Below are 21,617 nucleotides of genomic sequence, written 5' to 3' on the forward strand. Positions count from 1 at the left end.
CCTGCTACGAAGACTATGAACACGCTCTTAGAACTTTACGCCTTTGTGCAGCGCCACGATACCCGCGCTCATATTATGATAATCCACACTGTCGAACCCCGCGTCCAGCATCATCTGTTTCAAAGTTTCTTGATCGGGATGCATACGGATGGATTCGGCGAGATATTGATAGCTGTCGGCATCTTTCGCAATCAGTTTGCCCATGACCGGTAGCAGCTTGAAGGAATACAGGTCGTACACCCCTTCCAGTGGTTTGTAGACTTTGGAAAACTCCAATACCAGCAGCGTGCCGCCCGGTTTCAACACGCGGTACATCTCTTTCAGCGCGGCATCTTTGTGCGTCATGTTGCGCAGACCGAAGGCGACAGAAACCAGATTGAAATAGTTATCGGGGAATGGCAGCTTTTCCGCATCAGCCAGCGACACGGGCAGAATCAGGCCTTCGTTGAGCAGTCGGTCGCGTCCGACGGTCAGCATCGAAGAATTGATATCGGTCAGCCAAACTTCGCCCTCTTTACCCACGCGTTTGGCCCAGCCGCGAGACAAATCGCCCGTACCGCCGGCAATATCCAATACTTTGTCTCCTTTTTTCAAGCGTGCGGTATTAATGGTGAAATGCTTCCAAACACGGTGCAGGCCGCCGGACATCACATCGTTCATAATGTCATAGTTTTTCGCTACCGAATGGAATACTTCGGCTACTTTGCCTGCTTTTTCGTTCTCATCTACGGTACTGAAACCAAAATGGGTTTTGTGGTTGCTCATGTTGCCTGCCTTTTGAAATTTAAAATTAAAATAATATGAATTCAGATATTGAATACGTCGAAGAAATCGCCAATCGCTTTCGACGTGGGAAATATATTTTTCGCCTATCCCACCTTAAAACGAGCGGCTGTTGAGTAACAGGTAACGTTGTGTGTAGCCCGCTCCGGTACCTAAAAATTTCAGTTCCATCTTTTCAGACGACCTTTTCGTCAATGTCTTCCGCCACAACCTCCGCTGCCACAGGTATGGCCGGATTTCGATTCGGTATTCAAATCGTCAGGAGAAGGGACACGGGACGCACCAGCCAGCTCCATACGGCGCAGGTAGTCCGTCCAAAGTGCGTCGTGATCGTGTGCCAGTTTGTGCAGATAGGCCCAGTCGTACAGGCCGCTGTTGTGGCCGTCTGAAAAAGTGATTTTCAAGGCATAATTACCGACCGGCTCCAAATCAGTAACGGTAACGCTTGCCTTTCCGGTTTGTAAAACCTCCTGCCCTACGCCGTGTCCGCGCACTTCCGCACTGGGCGAATAAACACGCAAAAACTCTGCGGAAAGTGGTTTTTCATCGGCATCGTAACGCAGCGTCAGCAATACTCGGTCTTTCGACAGACGGATTTCCGTCGGAATAAGGTTGTTTTCGTTCACAGTCATACTCCGGATTTTTTACGCAGCCACGCAACTCTGATGGAAAAAACGCCCCCGGCCGCAGCAAACAGCAAAATTGAATAAAGGGACAGGCGTATCAGATTTATCCTCATCTGTCCGTTTAAGCCCAAAGGCAACATCATCAGTCCTGCAAATATTAAAAACGCCGAAACCATTAAAGCGATAGAAATGAAGGCATAGCGGGTATTGGCATTGATTTTGTGATGACGGCTCATGGTTGCGCAAGGGTTGCTGAACTTGAAGTCGGGTCATTCTATCAGTTTTGCAGGCTAATTTCGATAAAAGGTCGTCTGAAACGAAAACGCCTGTTTCAGACGACCTTTTGGCTTTTGCTTTATCTGGCTTACTCGATAAACAGGACAACTGCTTTTTCTGTTTCTTCATTCGGCATTAGGCGCACGGCTGTGCCGGTTTTTCCTTTGAGGCGCACGAGGAAGCCTCCGGGTTTGCGTTCCAAAACCTCAAGCTTTGCATCACCTCGCGGGCGGAATGTGATTTTCTCGCATTCGCGAAGACACCAGTGATTTTTCCAATGGATGAAATAAATGTTATCTGGTTTGACGGCAAGCGTTTCTCCGCCATTGACGACAAAATAGGGATAATCGGGCTTTTTGGTTTTGAATGTCCATTCTGCTTTCTGTTTTTTACCGTTTTGGCTGTATTCGAACACGGCGCGGTAGGTAGTGTCGTATTCGAGCGGCGATAGCGGGAAAAGCGCAAATTGTTTGTCGGTCAACTGTCCGTTTGGATCTGTGTATTTATCCAAAATTTTGGTTTTGTCGATTTCGTTTTTGCCTTGATAAAGTTTGAACGACAGCATCTTGACTTCTCCCCCGTCGTCTGAAAATGCAATGCTGACAGGATTTCCGGTAAATTCATAACCGGGCATGGGATCGGGATGTTCGCCGTAAAAATCCGGCGCGGCAAAATTTCCCTTCGGATAAGCGATATACGCTGATTTTGTTTGATTTTTAATTTCGTCGGCGTAAACGATAGAGCCGTTAAAACAAGAATTTTTATAGAAACGGCGGTCCGCTTCCGGATAGGATCGCCCTAACGAACACCAATGATTGAATTCCCGGTTGCCTTGATTGAAAACGACGGCGGTTTTTCCGTTGCCATGCTCAACAGCTACGCCCGCCTCGTCAATATTTTGATCAAGCAAAGAAAAACGGTGGTAAATGGCTGTCATCAGGGCATCGGTTTGCTCGTGCAGGACAAGCGTGCTTTTAAATCCATCCTGATGGCGGTACTCGCCCGTGCTGATGTTTTCATGAACCCCATCGAAATAATAGCCTGCCTCGCGGGCGCGGTCGGAGGGCTTGTATCCCGTATAAAACTGATTGTTTCGATGTTTTTCGTCATGGCCGTCTTCAGGATTGATCAGCAGATATTTGGCGTGCCTGCGGGCTGAGCGTTCCAATACCGGGGAATTCGACAGGGGATTCAAACCGGCAGCGGCACGCAAAAAATTAAGGTAACCCAAGCCGCTTAAAGATTCTACGGACGAACGGTCTTGACCGGCTTGCGGGTGGATAAGGTCGTCTGAAAAGAAATAGCGATTTTGCTGGTAATAAAACAGACCAAGCGCGCCCGCTAATATTACCAGCCAGATGGAGATGGATTTCATATTGTCATTTTATAGGGTAAAGTGAGTTTAACGTAATGATGGAAGAACTTGGCGAATCATACAGCATAATATCCGTAAACGTCGTCTGAAAAGTACCAGCCAAGTAAAATAAATGTATTTTTATTACAGTAAAATATTGTTAAGCTTATCTGCCTGATTTATAATTCCCGTCATATTAAAAGATGAAGTTTTTGTATTTTATGGGCAAATGACTTCATCCTCTTTTTTGTCTGTTGAAAATATTGAATATTTGCTCCATCGGTATTGGTTTGACCAGCCTGAAGCTGATATTTGCTTTACATCCTCAAATTACGGAGTGTTCATGTCCACAATGTTTTTTATCCAGTTTGCCATCGTACTGGTGTGTATCTTAATCGGCGCGCAGGTCGGCGGCATCGGCTTGGGCGTGCTCGGCGGTATCGGGCTGGCGGTTTTGGCCTTCGGTTTCCATCTTGAGCCGACCAGTCCGCCGATTGATGTGATGCTGATGATTATGGCGGTCGTTTCCGCTGCCGCATCGATGCAGGCAAGCGGCGGCTTGGACTACATGATTAAAATCGCCACCCGCGTTTTACACCGCAATCCGAAATACATCACCTTCATCGCACCTGCGGTCACATACCTGTTTACCGTATTGGCAGGCACGGGACACGTCGCTTATTCGGTATTGCCCGTCATTGCCGAAGTCAGCCGCCGCAACGGTATCCGCCCGTCGCGTCCGTTGACGATGGCGGTCATCGCGTCGCAATTCGCCATTATTGCCAGCCCGATTGCGGCCGCGGTCGTCGCCTGCGTGACCTACCTTGAACCGCAACACATCACGATGGCCGATGTGCTGAAAGTGACTGTTCCTTCAACTATTTTAGGTATCGGCCTTGCCTGCATATTCGTCAACAAGCTCGGCAAAGAGTTGAAAGATGACCCGCATTATCAGGCGTTGCTGAGAGACCCGGAATATGTAGAAGCTAACGAAAAAGATTCGACTGAAGTATCCAATGCGCCCGTCAGCAAAGAGGCGAAACTTTCGGTTGGGATTTTCCTTGCTGCTGCGTTGCTGGTGGTCGTGATGGGTGCCGTCCCCGAGTTGCGCCCGACCTTTCAAACGGACGAGGGCCCGAAACTGATGGGCATGGCGCACGCCATCGAAATCGTCATGCTTTCTGCTGCCGCGCTGATTATCCTGCTGTGTAAACCGGATGGTAACGCGATTACCAAAGGCTCGGTATTTCATGCGGGTATGCGCGCCGTTATCGCCGTATTCGGCGTGGCATGGCTGGGCGACACGCTGATGCACGGTCATCTGGCTGAAGTCAAAGAAACCGTATCGCATCTGGTTGAAACTGCGCCGTGGACTTTTGCATTTGCCCTGTTCGTTTTGTCCGTCTTGGTCAACAGCCAAGGGGCGACCGTCGCAACGCTGTTTCCCATCGGTATTTCGCTGGGCATTCCCGCTCCGATTATCATCGGTACGTTTGTCGCGGTGAACGGCTATTTCTTCATTCCGAACTACGGTCCGATTATCGCGGCGATTGATTTTGACAGCACAGGCTCAACCAAAATCGGCAAATTCATTTTCAACCACAGCTTTATGATCCCTGGCCTCTTGAGCATGGCGTTTAGCTTGGTATTCGGTTTGCTGCTGGCGAATTACTTCTTTTAAGGTCGTCTGAAAAAAGGTCGTCTGAAAACACAAAATAGGTTTTCAGACGACCTTTGCATTAGGATTATCCGCTATAATATCACCGTATAACAAAACCCGTCTTTTACGACCCTATCCCCACGGAGCGTACAAAAATGTACCACTACAAATCCGAAGCCACCCAGTTTCTCGACAAACTTATCGAAGACAATCCGCAACTGGAAACGCAACGCCTCGAAAACCGCCACCTGCTTTGGGATGTCGAATTAAATCCGCAAGAGCAGGCAGAGTTTGAGGCTGCCAAAGTCGCTAAAAAACCCTATACATACTATCAAGACTGATCGTGCCGAAATGACCGTCCGCACATCCAACACACCTGCCGGACTACAGGACTACCTCAATACCATCGGACAGGCGGAGCATCCCGTCCTTGCCGCATTGCGTGAGCGCATGCTTTCCCACCGATTGGGCAATATGGCTATCGCCCGCGAACAAGCCGCCCTACTTTCTTGGTTGGCGCAGCTTATCCGTGTCGAAAAATATTTGGAAATCGGCGTGTTTACAGGATACAGCAGCACCGCCGTCGCGCTTGCATTGCCCGAGCATGGCAAAGTTACCGCCTGCGACATCAACGTAACATTTACCGACATAGCGCGCGAAACTTGGCGAGCGGCAGGGGTGGAACACAAAATTTCACTGCACCTGCAACCCGCCCTTTTGACTTTGGACGACCTGATAGCGCAAGGCGAAGCGGAAAGTTACGACCTGGCCCTGATAGATGCGGACAAGCCCCCTACCCCGCAATATTTCGAACGTTGCCTGAAGCTTGTGCGTAAGGGCGGCATTATCGCCATCGACAATGTTTTGCTGAACGGCAGGGTCTTGCATGAGGGCGACGAACACTCCCCTCCCAGCTTGAAAATACTGCAAACATTCAACCGCAGCCTGCCCGAAGATAAACGTATCGTTCCCATTACCCTACCCGTCGGCGACGGATTGACCCTTCTATTGAAAAAATAAACCGATGAAAACAAACCTGCTTATCCGACTGCTTCCCATTGCCTTTACCGCCGCCTGTACTTCCGTTTCATCCCCGTCTTCAGACGATACTTTCTCGCTGCCGGATATTCCCGATAGCCCGCAGAAAGTATCCATCCCCTATCCCAAGCTCGACGAACAGACACAAATCGACCATTTGGGCGTACAGGTTGCACGCATCGAGCGGGAAATGGAGGCAGTAAACCTTCGTTTGCAGCAAATCGAGCAGCAAAACAAAATCCACTCCCGTCCTGCTAAGAAAACCGTGTCGCAACGCTTAGACGACCAGAAACTCAAAAAACATTATCTGGAGAACGGCGGTACTGTACCGACTGAAACAGATTCGCTTACCCTAAACGAAACCCGTCTTTACGAGCGTGCGTCCAAATACTACCGCAACGGGAATTATCGGGCGGCGGCAGCCATTCTGAAGGAAGCCGACGGCGGTAACGGCAGCGATATTGCGCGCCGCAATATGTATCTGTTGCTGCAAAGCCAGCAGCGCATGGGCCACTGCGAATCCGTCATCGAAATCGGCGGCCGCTACGCCAACCGCTTCCGCAACAGCCCGCAAGCCCCCGACGCGCTTTTCAGCATCGGACAATGCCAATACAAGCTGCAACAGAAAGACATCGCCCGCAACACATGGCGCAAGCTGATACAGAGCTATCCCGATAGCGAAGCTGCCAAACGTGCCGCTATCAGTATCAAGCAACGATAACTTTTCAGACGATCTCCCCCCTATTCGAAGGTCGTCTGAAATCATTCATTGAATAATGTTTTATACAATAGGAGCAAATATGGCCAAAATCGGCATCATCATGGGCAGCAACAGCGACTGGCCCGTCATGCAGCAGGCAGCGCAGTTTCTCAAAAAGTTCGGCGTCGAATACGAAGCCCGCGTCGTGTCCGCACACCGCACCCCCGATTTAATGTTCGAATACGCTGAAACCGCCCGTGAACGCGGCATCAAAGCCATCATCGCCGGTGCGGGCGGCGCGGCACACCTGCCCGGCATGGTTGCCGCCAAAACCACCGTCCCCGTATTGGGCGTTCCCGTACCCAGCAAATACCTGCGAGGCGAAGACTCCCTGCTCTCCATCGTGCAAATGCCCAAAGGCGTTCCCGTTGCCACTTTTGCCATCGGCGAAGCAGGAGCCACCAACGCCGCCCTGTTCGCTATCTCGCTGCTTGCCAACGAAGATCTCAAGCTGGCGCAAAAACTTGCCGATTTCCGCGCCAAGCAGGAGCAAACCGTTTTAGACATGGAACTGCCCGAAGCCTGATATAAAAAAGGTCGTCTGAAAACGGATTTTCGTTTTTCAGACGACCTTTTTGCTTGATTTCAAAGAAACCTTCAAAATCGTTTAAAATCCATACCCTTTCATCTTTCTCAATCTGCCTTATGAACATCTTATCCGTAGAAAACGCTTCCTTTGCCGTCGGCCATGTCGCCCTGCTCGACAAAACTTCCTTCCAACTCGACAGCGGCGAAAAAATCGGCTTAATCGGCCGCAACGGCGCGGGTAAATCTTCGTTTCTAAAAATCCTCGCCGGCGTGCAGAAGCTCGACGACGGGCAGATTATCGTTCAAAACAACCTCAAAATCGTTTATGTGCCGCAGGAATCGTTTTTCGACAAAGAAGCCACCGTATTCGACACCGTCGCCGAAGGCTTGGGCGAAATCCGCGACCTGCTGCGCCGTTACCACCGCGTCAGCCATGAGTTGGAAAATAGTTCAAGTGAAACCTTATTAAAAGAACTCAACGAATTGCAGCTTGAAATCGAAGCGAAGGACGGTTGGAAGCTGGATGCGGCAGTGAAGCAGACTTTGGGCGAACTCGGTTTGCCGGAAAATGAAAAAATCGGCAACCTCTCCGGCGGGCAGAAAAAACGCGTCGCCTTGGCGCAGGCTTGGGTGCAGAAGCCCGACGTATTGCTGCTGGACGAACCGACCAACCATTTGGACATCGACGCGATTATCTGGCTGGAAAACCTGCTCAAAGCGTTTGAAGGCAGCCTGGTCGTGATTACCCACGATCGCCGTTTTCTGGACAACATTGCCACGCGCATCGTCGAACTCGACCGCGGCATCCTGCGTTCCTATCCCGGCTCGTTCTCCAAATACAGCGAAAAAAAAGCGCAGGAATTGGCGGTTGAAGCGGAACACAACCGCCTCTTCGACAAATTCCACGCGCAGGAAGAAGCGTGGATACGCAAAGGCATCGAAGCGCGCCGTACCCGCAACGAAGGCCGCGTGCGCCGTTTGGAAGAACTGCGCCGCCAGCGTGCCGAACGCCGCAACGTGCAGGGACAGGTCAACTTCAAACTCGACAGCGGCGAGAAAAGCGGCAAAATCATTGCCGAACTGGAACATGCCTCGTTTGCCTACGGCGACAAAGTCATCATGGACAAATTCTCCGCCATCTTGCAGCGCGGCGACAAAATCGGCTTAATCGGCCCTAACGGCATCGGCAAAACCACCTTCCTCAAGCTGATTCTGGGCGAATTGCAGCCGACCTACGGCAGAATCCGCATCGGCAGCAAGCAGGAAGTCGCCTATTTCGACCAATTCCGCAGCGCGCTGAACGAAAACGACACCGTGTTTTACACGCTCGGCCAAGGCAACGATTACGTCGAAGTCGGCGGCAAGAAAAAACACGTCATGAGCTATTTGGAAGATTTCCTATTCCACCCTGCCCGCGCGCAAAGCCCCGTCTCATCGCTCTCCGGCGGCGAACGCAACCGCCTCCTGCTGGCAAAACTTTTTACCCGCCCCGCCAATATCCTGGTCTTGGACGAACCGACCAACGATTTGGACATCAACACCCAAGAGCTGCTCGAAGACCTGCTGCGCGATTACCAAGGCACGGTATTCCTCGTCTCGCACGACCGTATGTTCCTTGATAACGTGATTACCCAAAGCATTGTTTTCGAAGGACAAGGTCGTCTGAAAGAATACATCGGCGGCTATCAGGACTACATCGACGCAAAATCACGCGAAGAGAAAATTCAGACGACCTCCGCGCCGAAAACAACCGCAGAACCGGAAAAAGCCAAACCCAAAGCCAACCGCACGGTCAAACTTTCCTACAAAGAACAGCGCGAACTCGACGCCCTGCCCGACGAAATCGCCGCCTTGGAAACCGAACAGGCGGAAATCAACGCGCAACTTTCCGATCCTGAAATTTTCAAAGATTACGAAAAAGCCGGCGCATTGCAAAACCGTGCCGAAGAAATCGAAACACTGCTCTTGGAAAAATTGGAACGCTGGGAGCTTCTGGAGGCTAAGCAGAACGGTGAAGCAATCTGATTTTTAGGGCATTATTCAAACAATAGAAAGAGGTCGTCTGAAACTTTCAGACGACCTCTTTTCACTTTACCTTAGCGGTGATAGTTCGGCGCTTCTTTGGTAATTTGAACATCGTGAACGTGGGATTCGCTCATGCCTGCGGAAGTGATTTCGACAAATTCCGCTTTTTCGTGCATTTCTTCGATATTGGCGCAGCCCAAATAGCCCATGCTGGAACGCAGGCCGCCGGTCAGTTGATGAATGATGTTCACAATCGGACCTTTGTAGGGAACGCGGCCTTCAATGCCTTCGGGGACGTATTTGTCGGTGCTGTCGGTTTTATCTTGGAAGTAGCGGTCGGCGGAACCTTGGCTCATTGCCCCCAGAGAACCCATGCCTCGGTAGGATTTGTACGAGCGGCCTTGGTAGAGTTCGATTTCGCCCGGTGCTTCTTCCGTACCGGCAAACATACCGCCAAGCATGACGCTGTATGCGCCTGCTGCCAGAGCTTTGGCGATGTCGCCAGAGAAGCGGATGCCGCCGTCGGCAATCAGCGGAACGCCGGTACCTTTGAGGGCTTCGGCAACATTGTGAATGGCGGTCAGTTGCGGTACGCCTACGCCCGCAACAATACGGGTGGTACAAATCGAACCCGGTCCGATACCGACTTTGACGGCGTCTGCTCCTGCTGCGACCAAATCCAAAGCGGCTTTGGCGGTTGCGATATTGCCGCCGATGACTTGTATGTGCGGATAGGTTTCTTTCACCCATTTCACGCGCTCGATAACACCTTGGCTATGGCCGTGTGCAGTATCGACGACGATGACGTCGACTCCTGCTCCGACCAAGGCTTTTACGCGCTCTTCGGTGTCGCCGCCGGTGCCGACAGCCGCACCTACACGCAAACGGCCTTCGGAGTCTTTGTTGGCATTCGGAAACTCGGTGGTTTTCAAAATATCTTTTACGGTAATCAAGCCTTTAAGCTCGTCTTTTTCGTTCAAGACCAAAACGCGCTCGACTTTATGTTCGTGCATCAGTTCGCGCGCTTCGTCGATGCTTGTGCCTTCGGGGACGGTAACCAAGCGTTCGCGCGGGGTCATGATGGCGGAAACGGGCAGGTCGAGGCGGTTTTCAAAACGCAGGTCGCGGTTGGTAACGATACCTACTACTTTGCCGTTTTCGACGACGGGCAGGCCGGACATTTTGCGTTTGCGTTGCGCGCGCATTTCCAATACTTCGCGGATGAGCGTCGTTGGGGCAACCGTTACCGGGTCTTTCACTACGCCGCTCTCGTGGCGTTTCACTTTGGAAACGGCACGCGCCTGCATTTCAGGCGTCATGTTTTTATGGATAATGCCGATACCGCCTTCTTGCGCCATGGAAATGGCGAGGCGTGCTTCGGTAACGGTGTCCATTGCGGCGGAAAGTAAGGGGAGGTTGAGCGTGATTTCGCGGGTGAGCTTGGTTTGAAGTTTAACGTCTCGTGGCAGCACGGTTGAATGTGCAGGAACCAACAAAACATCGTCGAAAGTATAGGCTTTTTCTACGATACGCATGATGCTCAGTCTTTCAGTTTGTGCAAGATGCACGGCATTATAGCATTTAAATGCCAAACTTGACAAAATTTTGCAGGGCCTTTGTTATTTTTTTACACGATGATAAATACCCGGAAATTTTGATACCGATTTTGCTTTTTCAACAAAGTTGCCCATATACCTGTTCCCAAATATCCTGTTTATTTCCTAGAAAATGGAGAGAAAGGACAAGCCATTCTCGGCGTAAGGGCTTTAAATAGTCACTCAAACATGGTTCGCATTATTGAAAGCAGCGGCTATCACAGATTAGACAATGCTGCTCTCCAAGCCCTTAAAAAATCCTCATTTATCTCAAAATTCGAAAAGATATTGAATATTATCGGTTGGTTAAATGCTCATTCGAATCGTTTTTCAGACGACCTTCCTGCCTAAAACAAAGCATTCTCAGCAAGCTCCCCTGCCCTGAAACCTCAAAAACTGTTAAAATGCGAGGCTGCTTGAGCAGATATTATTTTTTGTGCAAAACCGATGTTGACGTGAAACAAACTTAAAGTCGGTTTCATCGTAATTCCAATACCACCATCGGTATAATCGCCGTTGATGTGTTTTCAGCGACACTCACAGGTCGTCTGAAATGTAACAAAGCTACTTTTCTTTTTTCATCCTCATTTGGAGAATATTTATGAGCGCAATCGTTGATATTTTTGCCCGCGAGATTTTGGATTCACGCGGCAACCCCACCGTAGAATGCGATGTATTGCTGGAGTCCGGCGTAATGGGCCGTGCCGCCGTACCGAGCGGTGCGTCTACCGGTCAAAAAGAGGCTTTGGAACTTCGCGACGGCGACAAATCCCGCTACTCCGGCAAAGGCGTATTGAAAGCAGTTGAACACGTCAACAACCAAATTGCCCAAGCCCTGATCGGTATCGATGCCAACGAACAGTCCTACATCGACAAAATCATGATCGAGCTGGACGGCACTGAAAACAAAGGCAATTTGGGTGCGAACGCTACTTTGGCGGTTTCTATGGCTGTTGCCCGCGCAGCTGCCGAAGATTCAGGCCTGCCGCTTTACCGTTACTTGGGCGGCGCCGGTCCTATGGCTTTGCCTGTTCCGATGATGAACGTTATCAACGGCGGCGAACATGCCAATAACAGCCTGAACATTCAAGAATTTATGATTATGCCTGTCGGCGCAAAATCCTTCCGCGAAGCCCTGCGCTGCGGCGCCGAAATTTTCCACGCGCTGAAAAAACTGTGCGACGGTAAAGGCTTCCCGACTACTGTCGGAGATGAAGGCGGTTTCGCACCTAACCTGAACAGCCACAAAGAAGCCCTGCAACTGATGGTTGAAGCAACCGAAGCCGCTGGTTACAAAGCAGGCGATGATGTCTTGTTTGCTTTGGACTGCGCATCCAGCGAGTTCTACAAAGACGGCAAATACCACTTGGAAGCCGAAGGCCGTTCTTACACCAGCGCAGAATTTGCCGAATACCTTGAGGGCTTGGTTAACGAATTCCCGATTATCTCCATCGAAGACGGTATGGATGAAAACGACTGGGACGGCTGGAAACTTCTCACCGAAAAACTCGGCAACAAAGTACAACTGGTTGGCGACGACTTGTTCGTAACCAATCCGAAAATCCTTGCCGAAGGCATCGAAAAAGGCGTGGCAAACGCATTGCTGGTCAAAGTCAACCAAATCGGTACTTTGAGCGAAACCTTGCAAGCGGTTGACTTGGCAAAACGCAGCCGTTACGCCAGCGTAATGAGCCACCGTTCGGGCGAAACTGAAGACAGCACCATTGCCGACTTGGCAGTCGCTACCAACTGTATGCAGATCAAAACCGGTTCATTGAGCCGCTCCGACCGCATGGCGAAATACAACCAACTGCTGCGTATCGAGGAAGAATTGGCAGAAGCTGCCTACTACCCCGGCAAAGCCGCATTCTATCAACTGGGCAAATAAGAAAAGGTATTGATGTATGAAGTGGGTAACTGTTGTTTTATCCATCGCGCTTGCTTACTGCCAATACAGCCTTTGGTTTGGAAAAGGCAGTATCGGGCATACGGAAGAATTGCAGGAACAACTTTCCGTGCAGGAGGAAAAAAACCAGACGCTCACTTTGCGCAACCAGTTCCTTGCTGCGGAAGTCGATGATTTGGCGAACGGTCAAGAAGCGATTTCTGAAATTGCCCGTGTGGAATTGGGTTACGTCCAAGACGGCGAAACCTATTACCGTTTTATCGAACGCAGCCGTTAATTGCCCTGATGGGAATAAAAGGTCGTCTGAAAAATTTCAGACGACCTTCTTTTATCTGTAGCTTGGACTTTCCCCGCGAAAACAACTTGGTTTTATAAAAATATTCAGAGTTTGCTGCTATTTCAAACTTTCATATTCCTACCTATGCGGAAATGACGGTATTAATGAGAGTATCTTAATTTTAAATTGTACAAAAAATGAAATGTCCTCAAATAGTGAAATCAACTAAAAATAGAAATAAGAATTGATTGCATTTGACTTTTGAACTAATATAACGCCATTCTTCCTACCTCGTCTGAAGCTTGCCATGCGTTACCACTTTCCGATTTCTGTCGATATGTTTGACTTTCTGACCACAGGCCGATTTGATTATCTGGAAATCGGACAAACTGCAGAAATGATTTTACAAATGTTCCCCGCCCCCGAATGTGTCCCTAAAGGGCTTTTAGTGAAAAAGGGATGGAATATCTGGCTTTATGGCAATATTGAGCTGCATTTTTCAGACGACCGCCTTACTCAAATCCGTGCTGATTTCCAACCCGGAGAGCCATTAAACGGAGGACGCTGGTTAAGTCTTAATCCCTGGTTCTTCAATCATGCAGACAAGCTTGATTTGTATTCGACTATTGCAAAACTGGTACAGCACCGCATCGACTTTATCAAAATAGATACACCTTCCGCACTGATTTTGCGCTTGCAAAGCGGTGTGGAGCTGATGTTTGAGAAATTCAGCGGACAGCGGTTATTTGCATTTTGCAAACAGAAAACCACGCTTCCTCAATGGGCGCATGAGCCGGTATAAATTTATGGCGTATTGAACCCATCTGTCTCAAACTCTCCTTCGTCTCATCATAATAAAAAGGTCGTCTGAAATCGATTTTCAGACGACCTTTTTGTTAGGCAACGCGGTATCAAAGTTTCTTCATATAGTGGATTAACTTTAAACCAGTACGGCGTTGCCTCGCCTTGGCCCTGATTTAAATTTAATCCACTACCCGCTATTGATTTGGCTTTAGCATCAGCCTCTTTTCGCTGGACGGCTTGGTTTCGAGCCGAAAGAATCGTTGGCTTTACGTTTGCCTTTGAAGCCTTCGCCGCCTTTCTTAAATCCTTCTTTTTTGAAACCTTCGCCGCGCGATTTGCCACCGAAGCCTTCTTTGCCCGGTTTCTTATCGCCGCGCCAGCCGCCGGATTTTCTATCGCCCCAGCCACCTTTGCCTTTCGGCTTGCCGCCTGCGGCTTTGCGCTTGCGGGTCGGTTCCATGCCTTCGACGGTCAGCTCGGGCAATTTACGGCCGATGTATTTTTCGATTTTGTGTACTTTGACGTATTCGTTCACTTCGGCGAAGGTAATCGCAATACCCGTGCGCCCTGCCCGTCCGGTACGGCCGATGCGGTGAACGTAGTCTTCCGCCTGTTTCGGCAGGTCGTAGTTGATGACGTGGGTAATGGTCGGCACGTCGATACCGCGTGCGGCAACGTCGGTGGCAACCAAAATTTTGCAGCGGCCTTTGCGCAAATCCATCAGCGTGCGGTTACGCCAGCCTTGCGGCATGTCGCCGTGCAGGCAGTTGGCGGCGAAACCTTTTTCATACAAATCATCGGCGATGACTTCGGTCATGGCTTTGGTGGACGTGAAAATCACGCATTGGTCGATGTTGGCATCGCGCAGGATGTGGTCGAGCAGGCGGTTTTTGTGGCGCATATCGTCGCAGTACAGCAGCTGCTCTTCGATTTTGCCTTGGTCGTCCACGCGCTCGACTTCGATGATTTCAGGGTTTTTCGTCAGTTTGCGTGCGAGTTTGCCGACTGCGCCGTCCCAAGTGGCGGAGAACAATAAAGTCTGACGGTCGGTCGGGGTGGCTTCGACGATGGTTTCAATGTCGTCGATAAAACCCATGTCCAACATACGGTCGGCTTCGTCCAAAATCAGCACTTCCAAGCGGGCGAAATCGACTTTGCCGCTTTGCATCAAGTCCATCAGACGGCCCGGCGTGGCGACAATCAGGTCAACCGGTTTGCTCAAGGCGCGGGTTTGGTAGCCGAAAGATGCGCCGCCGACGATGCTGACGGTGCGGAACCAACGCATATTTTTGGCGTACGCCAGCGCGTTTTTCTCAACTTGCGCCGCCAATTCGCGGGTCGGCGTCAATACCAACGCGCGCGGGCCTTTGCCCGGTTTCTCGCTGCGTTTGGTCAGCCGCTGCAACGTCGGCAGCAGGAAGGCGGCGGTTTTGCCGGAGCCGGTTTGCGCCGAAGCCATGATGTCGCGGCCTTCCAAAGCAAACGGAATGGCTTGCGCCTGAATTGGCGTCGGGCTTTCGTAACCCTCGCTGCGCACGGCGGACAAGATGTTTTTATCAAGGTTCAAATCGGCAAATTTAATAGACATGGCTATCCTAAAGAGACAACAACGCGCACGTCTGAACGGTTTTCAGACGACCTGAAGCAAAGGAAAGTAACGATACGGGAAATGTGAAGTTACAGGGTTGTCGCAAGCATCTTGCTTGTGGTTAACATCGACGACAACCTGCATAGAAAGGCTTGGCAAATCAGCAAGCAATAAAAGAAACGCGCCCGAAACAGCGGTTTAGGTTGGAAGACGATGGCTTCGTATAAAAAGGCGAACGGCGGATAATATAGATTTTATGGACAACGGTCAAGCAAAAAGGCATCAAGTGCGTTAAAATCCAAACCCTTCCCAATCCTCATTCAGGCCGTCTGAAACCATGACCGACATCACACCCTTCGCCAACCGCATGGGCAAAAACATCAAACACCTCATGAAATGGGCGAAACGCAACGGCATCGAAGCCTGGCGTATTTACGACCGCGACATCCCCCAATTCCCCTTTGCCGTCGATGTTTACGGCGACCAAATCCACCTTCAGGAATACGATACCGGCTGGCTGATGCAGCCCGAAGAATACGAAGCGTGGCTTGCCGAAGTATTGGAAGCCGTCGCCTTCGTTACCGGTTTTGCGCCCGAACAAATCCACCTCAAACGCCGCGAACGCCAAAAAGGCTTGCAGCAATACGAGAAAACCGGCAAAACCGGCGACGATTTCGTCATCACCGAAAACGTCCGCCAGTTTTGGGTCAACCTCGACAAATACCTCGACACCGGCCTCTTTCTCGACCACCGCAACACGCGCAAAAAAGTCGGCGAAACCGCAGCGGGCAAACGCTTCCTCAACCTGTTTTCCTACACAGGCAGCTTCACCGTCTATGCCGCCACCGGCGGCGCAGCGTCCAGCGAAACCGTCGATTTGTCCAACACCTATCTCGATTGGGCGAAACGCAATTTCGAACTCAACGGCATCAGCCCCGAACAACACAAAATCATCCGCGCCGACGTGTTCCAATACCTGCAAAACGCCGCCGCCGAAGGCAAACAGTTCGACCTCATCGTCATGGATCCGCCCAGCTTCTCCAACAGCAAAAAGATGCTTGACATCCTCGACATCCAGCGCGACCACAAAAAGCTGATTGACGGCGCAATGAGCCTGCTCGCTTCAGACGGTCTTTTGTACTTCTCCAACAACTTGCGCAGCTTCGTCTTGGACGATTCGGTATCGGAACAATACGCCGTCAAAGACATTTCCAAACAATCCGTTCCCGACGATTTCCGCAACAAGAAAATCCATCAGTGTTGGGAAATCAGACATAAATAACCGCCCTCTTCCAATTATTTTGAACTGATTACACACCATGCCCAAACCGCTCATCATCCGCTGGCTCGTCGTCTGCCTGATACCCTTGGCGACGCTTGCCGTTTTCGCCGTCAATCCGCCCGAAGATGCGGCGCAACACTTAATCAACGGCATCATCCTTGCCTGCGAAGCGACGTTTCTGTTCAAATTCGTCCTTTTCGACACCATCAAGCATCATCTTAAGCAAGAGTTTGATTTGAAACGTCAAACCATGCTGCTGTTTATCCCAATCGTTTTGCTGATTGTGTATTTGTTCCACTATTTCGGCGCGTTTTAGTTTTGAAAAGGTCGTCTAAAACCGATTTCAGACGACCTCGAGTCTTTTATGAATACACACGCTTTTCCTGTTTGTTGGATTTTTTGCAACGTCATCGACAATTTCGGCGACATCGGCGTTTCCTTGCGGCTTGCCCGTGTTTTGCACCGTGAACTCGGTTGGCAGGTGCATTTGTGGACGGACGATGTGTCCGCCTTGCGTGCGCTTTGTCCCGATTTGCCCGACGTTCCCTGCGTTCATCAGGATATTCATGTCCGCACTTGGCATGCTGAAGTGGCGGATATTAATAATGCGCCTGTTCCCGATAATGTCATCGAAACTTTCGCCTGTGATCTGCCTGAAAATGTGTTGCACATCATCCGCCAACACAAGCCGCTTTGGCTGAATTGGGAATATTTGAGCGCGGAAGAAAGCAATGAAAGGCTGCACCTGATGCCTTCACCGCAGGAGGGTGTTCAAAAATATTTTTGGTTTATGGGTTTCAGCGAAAAAAGCGGCGGGCTGATACGCGAACGCGATTACCGTGATGCCGTCCGTTTCGATACCAAAGCCTTGCGAGAGCGGCTGATGTTGCCCGAAAAAAATGCCCCCGAATGGCTGCTTTTCGGCTATCGGAGCGATGTTTGGGCAAAATGGCTGGACATGTGGCAACAGGCAGGCAGCCCGATAACCCTGCTGCTGGCAGGTACGCAAATCATCGACAGCCTCAAACAAAGCGGCGTCATTCCGCAAAACGCCCTGCAAAACGACGGCGATGTTTTTCAGACGACCTCTGTCCGCCTCGTCAAAATCCCTTTCGTGCCGCAACAGGATTTCGACAAACTGCTGCACCTCGCCGACTGCGCCGTGATACGCGGCGAAGACAGTTTCGTCCGCGCCCAGCTTGCCGGCAAATCCTTCTTTTGGCACATCTACCCGCAAGACGAGAATGTCCATCTCGACAAACTCCACGCCTTTTGGGATAAGACACACGGCTTCTACACGCCCGAAACCGCCTCGGCACACCGCCGCCTTTCAGACGACCTCAACGGCGGAGAGGCATTATCCGCCACACAACGCCTCGAATGTTGGCAAATCCTGCAACAACACCAAAACGACTGGCGGCAAGGCGCGGAGGACTGGAGCCGTCATCTTTTTAAGCAACCTTCCGCCCCCGAAAAACTCGCCGCCTTTATTTCAAAGCTTAAAAAAATACGCTAAAATAGCGCGTTTATTTACAACCGATTTGATTGGACAATACATGAAAACAGCACAAGAACTGCGCGCCGGCAACGTATTCATGGTCGGCAACGATCCTATGGTCGTTCAAAAAACCGAATACATCAAAGGCGGCCGCTCTTCCGCCAAAGTCAGCATGAAACTGAAAAACCTGCTGACCGGTGCCGCTTCCGAAACCATTTACAAAGCCGACGACAAATTCGACGTCGTCATCCTGTCCCGCAAAAACTGTACTTACAGCTACTTTGCCGACCCTATGTACGTCTTCATGGACGAAGAATTCAACCAATACGAAATCGAAGCCGACAACATCGGCGATGCGTTGAAATTCATCGTTGACGGCATGGAAGACCAATGCGAAGTAACCTTCTACGAAGGCAACCCCATTTCTGTCGAGCTGCCTACCATCATCGTACGCGAAGTTGAATACACCGAGCCTGCCGTTAAAGGCGATACTTCCGGCAAAGTGATGAAAACCGCGCGTCTGGTCGGCGGCACTGAAATCCAAGTGATGTCTTACATCGAAAACGGCGACAAAGTCGAAATCGATACCCGTACCGGCGAATTCCGCAAACGCGCTTAAGCATCAGCTTCGGTTCAAGATAAAAGGTCGTCTGAAAAGTTTCAGACGACCTTTTATCTATTTTTACAACCATCGTTCTGCAAGTTGCCCGGATTTGCCGCATTGCCCCGCAAAACGCCCTTTCCAAGCCGTTTTTATGCTAAAATTCGAGCTAATTTTTGCCATACGAAATAAAGAAAACCATGACCGACGCAACTATCCGCAACGACCATAAATTCGCACTCGAAACCCTGCCCGTCAGCCTTGAAGACGAAATGCGCAAAAGCTATCTCGATTACGCCATGAGCGTGATTGTCGGCCGCGCGCTGCCCGATGTGCGCGACGGTTTGAAGCCGGTGCACCGCCGCGTGCTTTACGCCATGCACGAGCTGAAAAACAACTGGAATGCCGCCTACAAAAAATCGGCGCGTATCGTCGGCGACGTCATCGGTAAATACCATCCGCACGGCGATTCCGCGGTTTACGACACCATCGTGCGCATGGCGCAGGATTTTTCGATGCGCTACGTCTTAATCGACGGTCAGGGCAACTTCGGTTCGGTTGACGGCGACGGCGCCGCGGCCATGCGTTATACCGAAATCCGCATGGCGAAAATCGCCCACGAAATGCTGGCGGACATCGAAGAAGAAACCGTCAATTTTGGTCCGAACTACGACGGCAGCGAACACGAGCCGCTGGTGTTGCCGACCCGCTTCCCCGCGCTGTTGGTCAACGGCTCGTCCGGTATCGCCGTCGGTATGGCGACCAACATCCCGCCGCACAACCTCACCGACACCATCAACGCCTGTCTGCGTCTTTTGGACGAACCCGAAACCGAAATCGACGAATTGATCAACATCCTGCAAGCCCCCGATTTCCCGACCGGCGCGACCATCTACGGCTTGAGCGGCGTGCGCGAAGGCTATAAAACCGGCCGCGGCCGCGTCGTCATGCGCGGTAAAACCCATATCGAACCGATAGGCAAAAACGGCGAACGCGAAGCCATCATCATCGACGAAATCCCGTATCAGGTGAACAAAGCCAAGCTGGTGGAAAAAATCGGCGAACTGGTGCGCGAAAAAACGTTGGAAGGCGTATCCGACCTGCGCGACGAATCCGACAAATCCGGTATGCGCGTCGTTATCGAATTGAAACGTAACGAAAACGCCGAAGTCGTTTTAAACCAACTCTATAAACTCACCCAGCTTCAAGACAGCTTCGGTATCAACATGGTTGCTTTGGTTGACGGTCAGCCGCGCCTGTTGAACCTGAAACAGATTTTGGCGGAATTCCTGCGCCACCGTCGTGAAGTCGTAACCCGCCGCACCCTGTTCCGCCTGAAAAAAGCGCGTCATGAAGGCCATATCGCTGAAGGTAAAGCCGTCGCCCTGTCCAATATCGACGAGATGATTCGCCTCATCAAAGAATCTGCCGACGCGCCTGAAGCCAAAGAAAAACTGCTGTCCCGTGCATGGCGCAGCGGTTTGGTGGAAGACATGCTGAGCCGTACCGACCTCGACCTGCGCATGGCGCGTCCCGAAGGTCTGCCCGCCAATCTCGGCTTGCAGGAACAAGGCTATTATCTGAGCGAAATCCAGGCTGACGCCATCCTGCGCATGAGCCTGCGCAACCTGACCGGCCTTGACCAAGAAGAAATCGTCGGCGACTACAAAAACATCATGGCAAAAATCATCGACTATTTGGACATTTTGGCGAAACCGGAACGCATCACCCAAATCATCCGCGAAGAATTGGAAGAAACCAAAACCAATTTCGGCGACGAACGCCGCAGCGAAATCAACCCGTTCGGCGGCGACATTGCCGATGAAGACCTGATTCCGCAACGAGAAATGGTTGTTACCCTGACCCACGGCGGCTATATCAAAACCCAGCCGACCACCGACTATCAGGCGCAGCGTCGCGGCGGACGCGGCAAACAGGCGGCGGCAACCAAAGACGAAGACTTCATCGAAACCCTGTTTGTTGCGAATACGCATGACTATTTGATGTGTTTCACCAACCTCGGCAAGTGCCATTGGATTAAGGTTTACAAACTGCCCGAAGGTGGACGCAACAGCCGCGGGCGTCCGATTAACAACGTCATCCAGTTGGAAGAAGGCGAAAAAGTCAGCGCCATCCTCGCTGTGCGCGAATTCCCCGAAGACCAATACGTCTTCTTCGCCACCGCGCAAGGCATGGTGAAAAAAGTCCAGCTTTCCGCCTTCAAAAACGTCCGCAGCCAAGGCATCAAAGCCATCGCGCTCAAAGAGGGCGACTACCTCGTCGGCGCCGCGCAAACCAGCGGCTCGGACGACATCATGCTGTTCTCCAACTTGGGCAAAGCCATCCGTTTCAACGAATACTGGGAAAAATCCGGTAACGACGAAGCGGAAGATGCCGACATCGAAACCGAAATTTTAGATGACCTTGAAGACGAAACCGCCGACAACGAAAACGCCCTGCCAAGCGGCAAACACGGTGTGCGTCCGTCCGGTCGCGGCAGCGGCGGCTTACGCGGTATGCGCCTGCCTGCCGACGGCAAAATCGTCAGCCTGATTACCTTTGCCCCTGAAGCCGCTCAAAGCGATTTGCAAGTGCTGACTGCCACCGCCAACGGCTACGGCAAGCGTACCCCGATTGCCGATTACAGCCGTAAAAACAAAGGCGGACAAGGCAATATCGCCATCAACACCGGCGAGCGCAACGGCGATTTGGTTGCTGCAACCTTGGTCGGCGAAACCGACGACCTGATGCTGATTACCAGCGGCGGCGTCCTCATCCGCACCAAAGTCGAACAAATCCGCGAAACCGGCCGCGCCGCAGCAGGCGTGCGCCTGATTAATCTGGACGAAGGCGAACAACTGGTCAGCCTCGAGCGGGTAGCGGAAGAGCCGGAAGACGAATCAGTTTCAGGTGAAGAAAACACTGGTGAGACAAACGTAACGACAGAAGACAACACACCGCAATAAAGCAAGAAACAGGCAGAAACCTTTGCAAAATTCCTTTTCCCCCGACAACC

21 protein-coding genes are annotated in these 21,617 nt (G+C 51.1%); 15 read left to right on the forward strand and 6 right to left on the reverse strand.

What is annotated here, in order from left to right; translation table 11 throughout:
* Positions 1-27 precede the first annotated feature (27 nt).
* The 4 genes from ubiE to HMPREF3066_RS08865 form a co-directional block, all read right to left on the reverse strand.
* Complete coding sequence (gene ubiE, locus HMPREF3066_RS08850) at positions 28-765, reverse strand: bifunctional demethylmenaquinone methyltransferase/2-methoxy-6-polyprenyl-1,4-benzoquinol methylase UbiE (protein WP_045072825.1); 738 nt, start codon at positions 763-765, stop codon at positions 28-30.
* 209 nt (positions 766-974) lie between these two features.
* A complete protein-coding gene (locus HMPREF3066_RS08855) occupies positions 975-1,415 on the reverse strand; it encodes a gamma-butyrobetaine hydroxylase family protein (protein ID WP_070442262.1) in 441 nt (146 codons plus the stop codon).
* Positions 1,412-1,645: a hypothetical protein gene (locus HMPREF3066_RS08860; protein ID WP_039856046.1), complete on the reverse strand. Its 234-nt coding sequence runs from the start codon at positions 1,643-1,645 to the stop codon at positions 1,412-1,414. The genes HMPREF3066_RS08855 and HMPREF3066_RS08860 overlap by 4 nt, the downstream gene beginning before the upstream one ends.
* A gap of 128 nt (positions 1,646-1,773) precedes the next feature.
* Positions 1,774-3,060, reverse strand: coding sequence for a CAP domain-containing protein (locus tag HMPREF3066_RS08865; RefSeq protein WP_070442264.1), 1,287 nt, complete (start codon positions 3,058-3,060; stop codon positions 1,774-1,776).
* Positions 3,061-3,391: 331 nt separating this feature from the next.
* Between HMPREF3066_RS08865 and HMPREF3066_RS08870 the strand changes: the two genes are divergently transcribed.
* The 6 genes from HMPREF3066_RS08870 (at position 3,392) to HMPREF3066_RS08895 (ending at position 9,050) form a co-directional block, all read left to right on the forward strand.
* Positions 3,392-4,720 carry an anaerobic C4-dicarboxylate transporter family protein gene (locus HMPREF3066_RS08870; protein ID WP_070442287.1) on the forward strand — a complete coding sequence of 443 codons (1,329 nt, stop codon included), beginning with the start codon at positions 3,392-3,394 and terminating at the stop codon, positions 4,718-4,720.
* 134 nt (positions 4,721-4,854) lie between these two features.
* Positions 4,855-5,040 (forward strand): DUF3460 family protein, encoded by a 186-nt coding sequence (locus HMPREF3066_RS08875; RefSeq protein WP_003743254.1) that lies wholly within the window; start codon positions 4,855-4,857, stop codon positions 5,038-5,040.
* A gap of 10 nt (positions 5,041-5,050) precedes the next feature.
* Complete coding sequence (locus tag HMPREF3066_RS08880) at positions 5,051-5,719, forward strand: class I SAM-dependent methyltransferase (protein WP_070442267.1); 669 nt, start codon at positions 5,051-5,053, stop codon at positions 5,717-5,719.
* Between the two features lie 4 nt (positions 5,720-5,723).
* On the forward strand, positions 5,724-6,458 hold the full coding sequence (locus HMPREF3066_RS08885) for a tetratricopeptide repeat protein (RefSeq protein WP_049225957.1): 735 nt from the start codon (positions 5,724-5,726) through the stop codon (positions 6,456-6,458).
* 79 nt (positions 6,459-6,537) lie between these two features.
* Entirely contained in the window at positions 6,538-7,023 is a 486-nt protein-coding gene (purE, locus tag HMPREF3066_RS08890; protein WP_070442269.1) for a 5-(carboxyamino)imidazole ribonucleotide mutase, read from the forward strand.
* Between the two features lie 119 nt (positions 7,024-7,142).
* On the forward strand, positions 7,143-9,050 hold the full coding sequence (locus HMPREF3066_RS08895) for an ATP-binding cassette domain-containing protein (RefSeq protein WP_070442272.1): 1,908 nt from the start codon (positions 7,143-7,145) through the stop codon (positions 9,048-9,050).
* 71 nt (positions 9,051-9,121) lie between these two features.
* Here the strand turns inward: HMPREF3066_RS08895 and guaB are convergent, their stop codons facing one another.
* Positions 9,122-10,585, reverse strand: coding sequence for an IMP dehydrogenase (guaB, locus tag HMPREF3066_RS08900; RefSeq protein WP_003767939.1), 1,464 nt, complete (start codon positions 10,583-10,585; stop codon positions 9,122-9,124).
* 156 nt (positions 10,586-10,741) lie between these two features.
* Here guaB and HMPREF3066_RS13740 point away from each other — a divergent pair, with 156 nt between their 5' ends.
* The 4 genes from HMPREF3066_RS13740 (at position 10,742) to HMPREF3066_RS08915 (ending at position 13,630) form a co-directional block, all read left to right on the forward strand.
* Complete coding sequence (locus tag HMPREF3066_RS13740; protein ID WP_141743208.1) at positions 10,742-10,996, forward strand: energy transducer TonB; 255 nt, start codon at positions 10,742-10,744, stop codon at positions 10,994-10,996.
* Positions 10,997-11,246: 250 nt separating this feature from the next.
* Positions 11,247-12,533: a phosphopyruvate hydratase gene (gene eno / locus HMPREF3066_RS08905; RefSeq protein ID WP_039409060.1), complete on the forward strand. Its 1,287-nt coding sequence runs from the start codon at positions 11,247-11,249 to the stop codon at positions 12,531-12,533.
* Positions 12,534-12,549: 16 nt separating this feature from the next.
* Positions 12,550-12,828: a cell division protein FtsB gene (gene ftsB, locus HMPREF3066_RS08910; protein WP_003743241.1), complete on the forward strand. Its 279-nt coding sequence runs from the start codon at positions 12,550-12,552 to the stop codon at positions 12,826-12,828.
* 307 nt (positions 12,829-13,135) lie between these two features.
* On the forward strand, positions 13,136-13,630 hold the full coding sequence (locus HMPREF3066_RS08915; RefSeq protein ID WP_003743239.1) for a hypothetical protein: 495 nt from the start codon (positions 13,136-13,138) through the stop codon (positions 13,628-13,630).
* 216 nt (positions 13,631-13,846) lie between these two features.
* Here the strand turns inward: HMPREF3066_RS08915 and HMPREF3066_RS08920 are convergent, their stop codons facing one another.
* Positions 13,847-15,220 (reverse strand): DEAD/DEAH box helicase, encoded by a 1,374-nt coding sequence (locus tag HMPREF3066_RS08920; RefSeq protein WP_070442275.1) that lies wholly within the window; start codon positions 15,218-15,220, stop codon positions 13,847-13,849.
* Positions 15,221-15,557: 337 nt separating this feature from the next.
* On the opposite strand from HMPREF3066_RS08920, the gene HMPREF3066_RS08925 reads away from it, so the two are divergent.
* The 5 genes from HMPREF3066_RS08925 to gyrA all read left to right on the forward strand — a co-directional run bounded on the left by HMPREF3066_RS08925 (position 15,558) and on the right by gyrA (position 21,567).
* Complete coding sequence (locus HMPREF3066_RS08925) at positions 15,558-16,502, forward strand: class I SAM-dependent methyltransferase (RefSeq protein WP_070442278.1); 945 nt, start codon at positions 15,558-15,560, stop codon at positions 16,500-16,502.
* Positions 16,503-16,539: 37 nt separating this feature from the next.
* Positions 16,540-16,818 (forward strand): hypothetical protein, encoded by a 279-nt coding sequence (locus tag HMPREF3066_RS08930; protein WP_060974823.1) that lies wholly within the window; start codon positions 16,540-16,542, stop codon positions 16,816-16,818.
* Positions 16,819-16,866: 48 nt separating this feature from the next.
* Positions 16,867-18,018 (forward strand): elongation factor P maturation arginine rhamnosyltransferase EarP, encoded by a 1,152-nt coding sequence (gene earP / locus HMPREF3066_RS08935; protein ID WP_070442281.1) that lies wholly within the window; start codon positions 16,867-16,869, stop codon positions 18,016-18,018.
* 40 nt (positions 18,019-18,058) lie between these two features.
* Positions 18,059-18,619 (forward strand): elongation factor P, encoded by a 561-nt coding sequence (gene efp, locus HMPREF3066_RS08940; protein ID WP_002219406.1) that lies wholly within the window; start codon positions 18,059-18,061, stop codon positions 18,617-18,619.
* A gap of 182 nt (positions 18,620-18,801) precedes the next feature.
* On the forward strand, positions 18,802-21,567 hold the full coding sequence (gene gyrA / locus HMPREF3066_RS08945; RefSeq protein WP_070442284.1) for a DNA gyrase subunit A: 2,766 nt from the start codon (positions 18,802-18,804) through the stop codon (positions 21,565-21,567).
* Positions 21,568-21,617: the final 50 nt, after the last annotated feature.

Source organism: Neisseria sp. HMSC03D10, assembly GCF_001807625.1.
Lineage (GTDB): Bacteria > Pseudomonadota > Gammaproteobacteria > Burkholderiales > Neisseriaceae > Neisseria > Neisseria mucosa.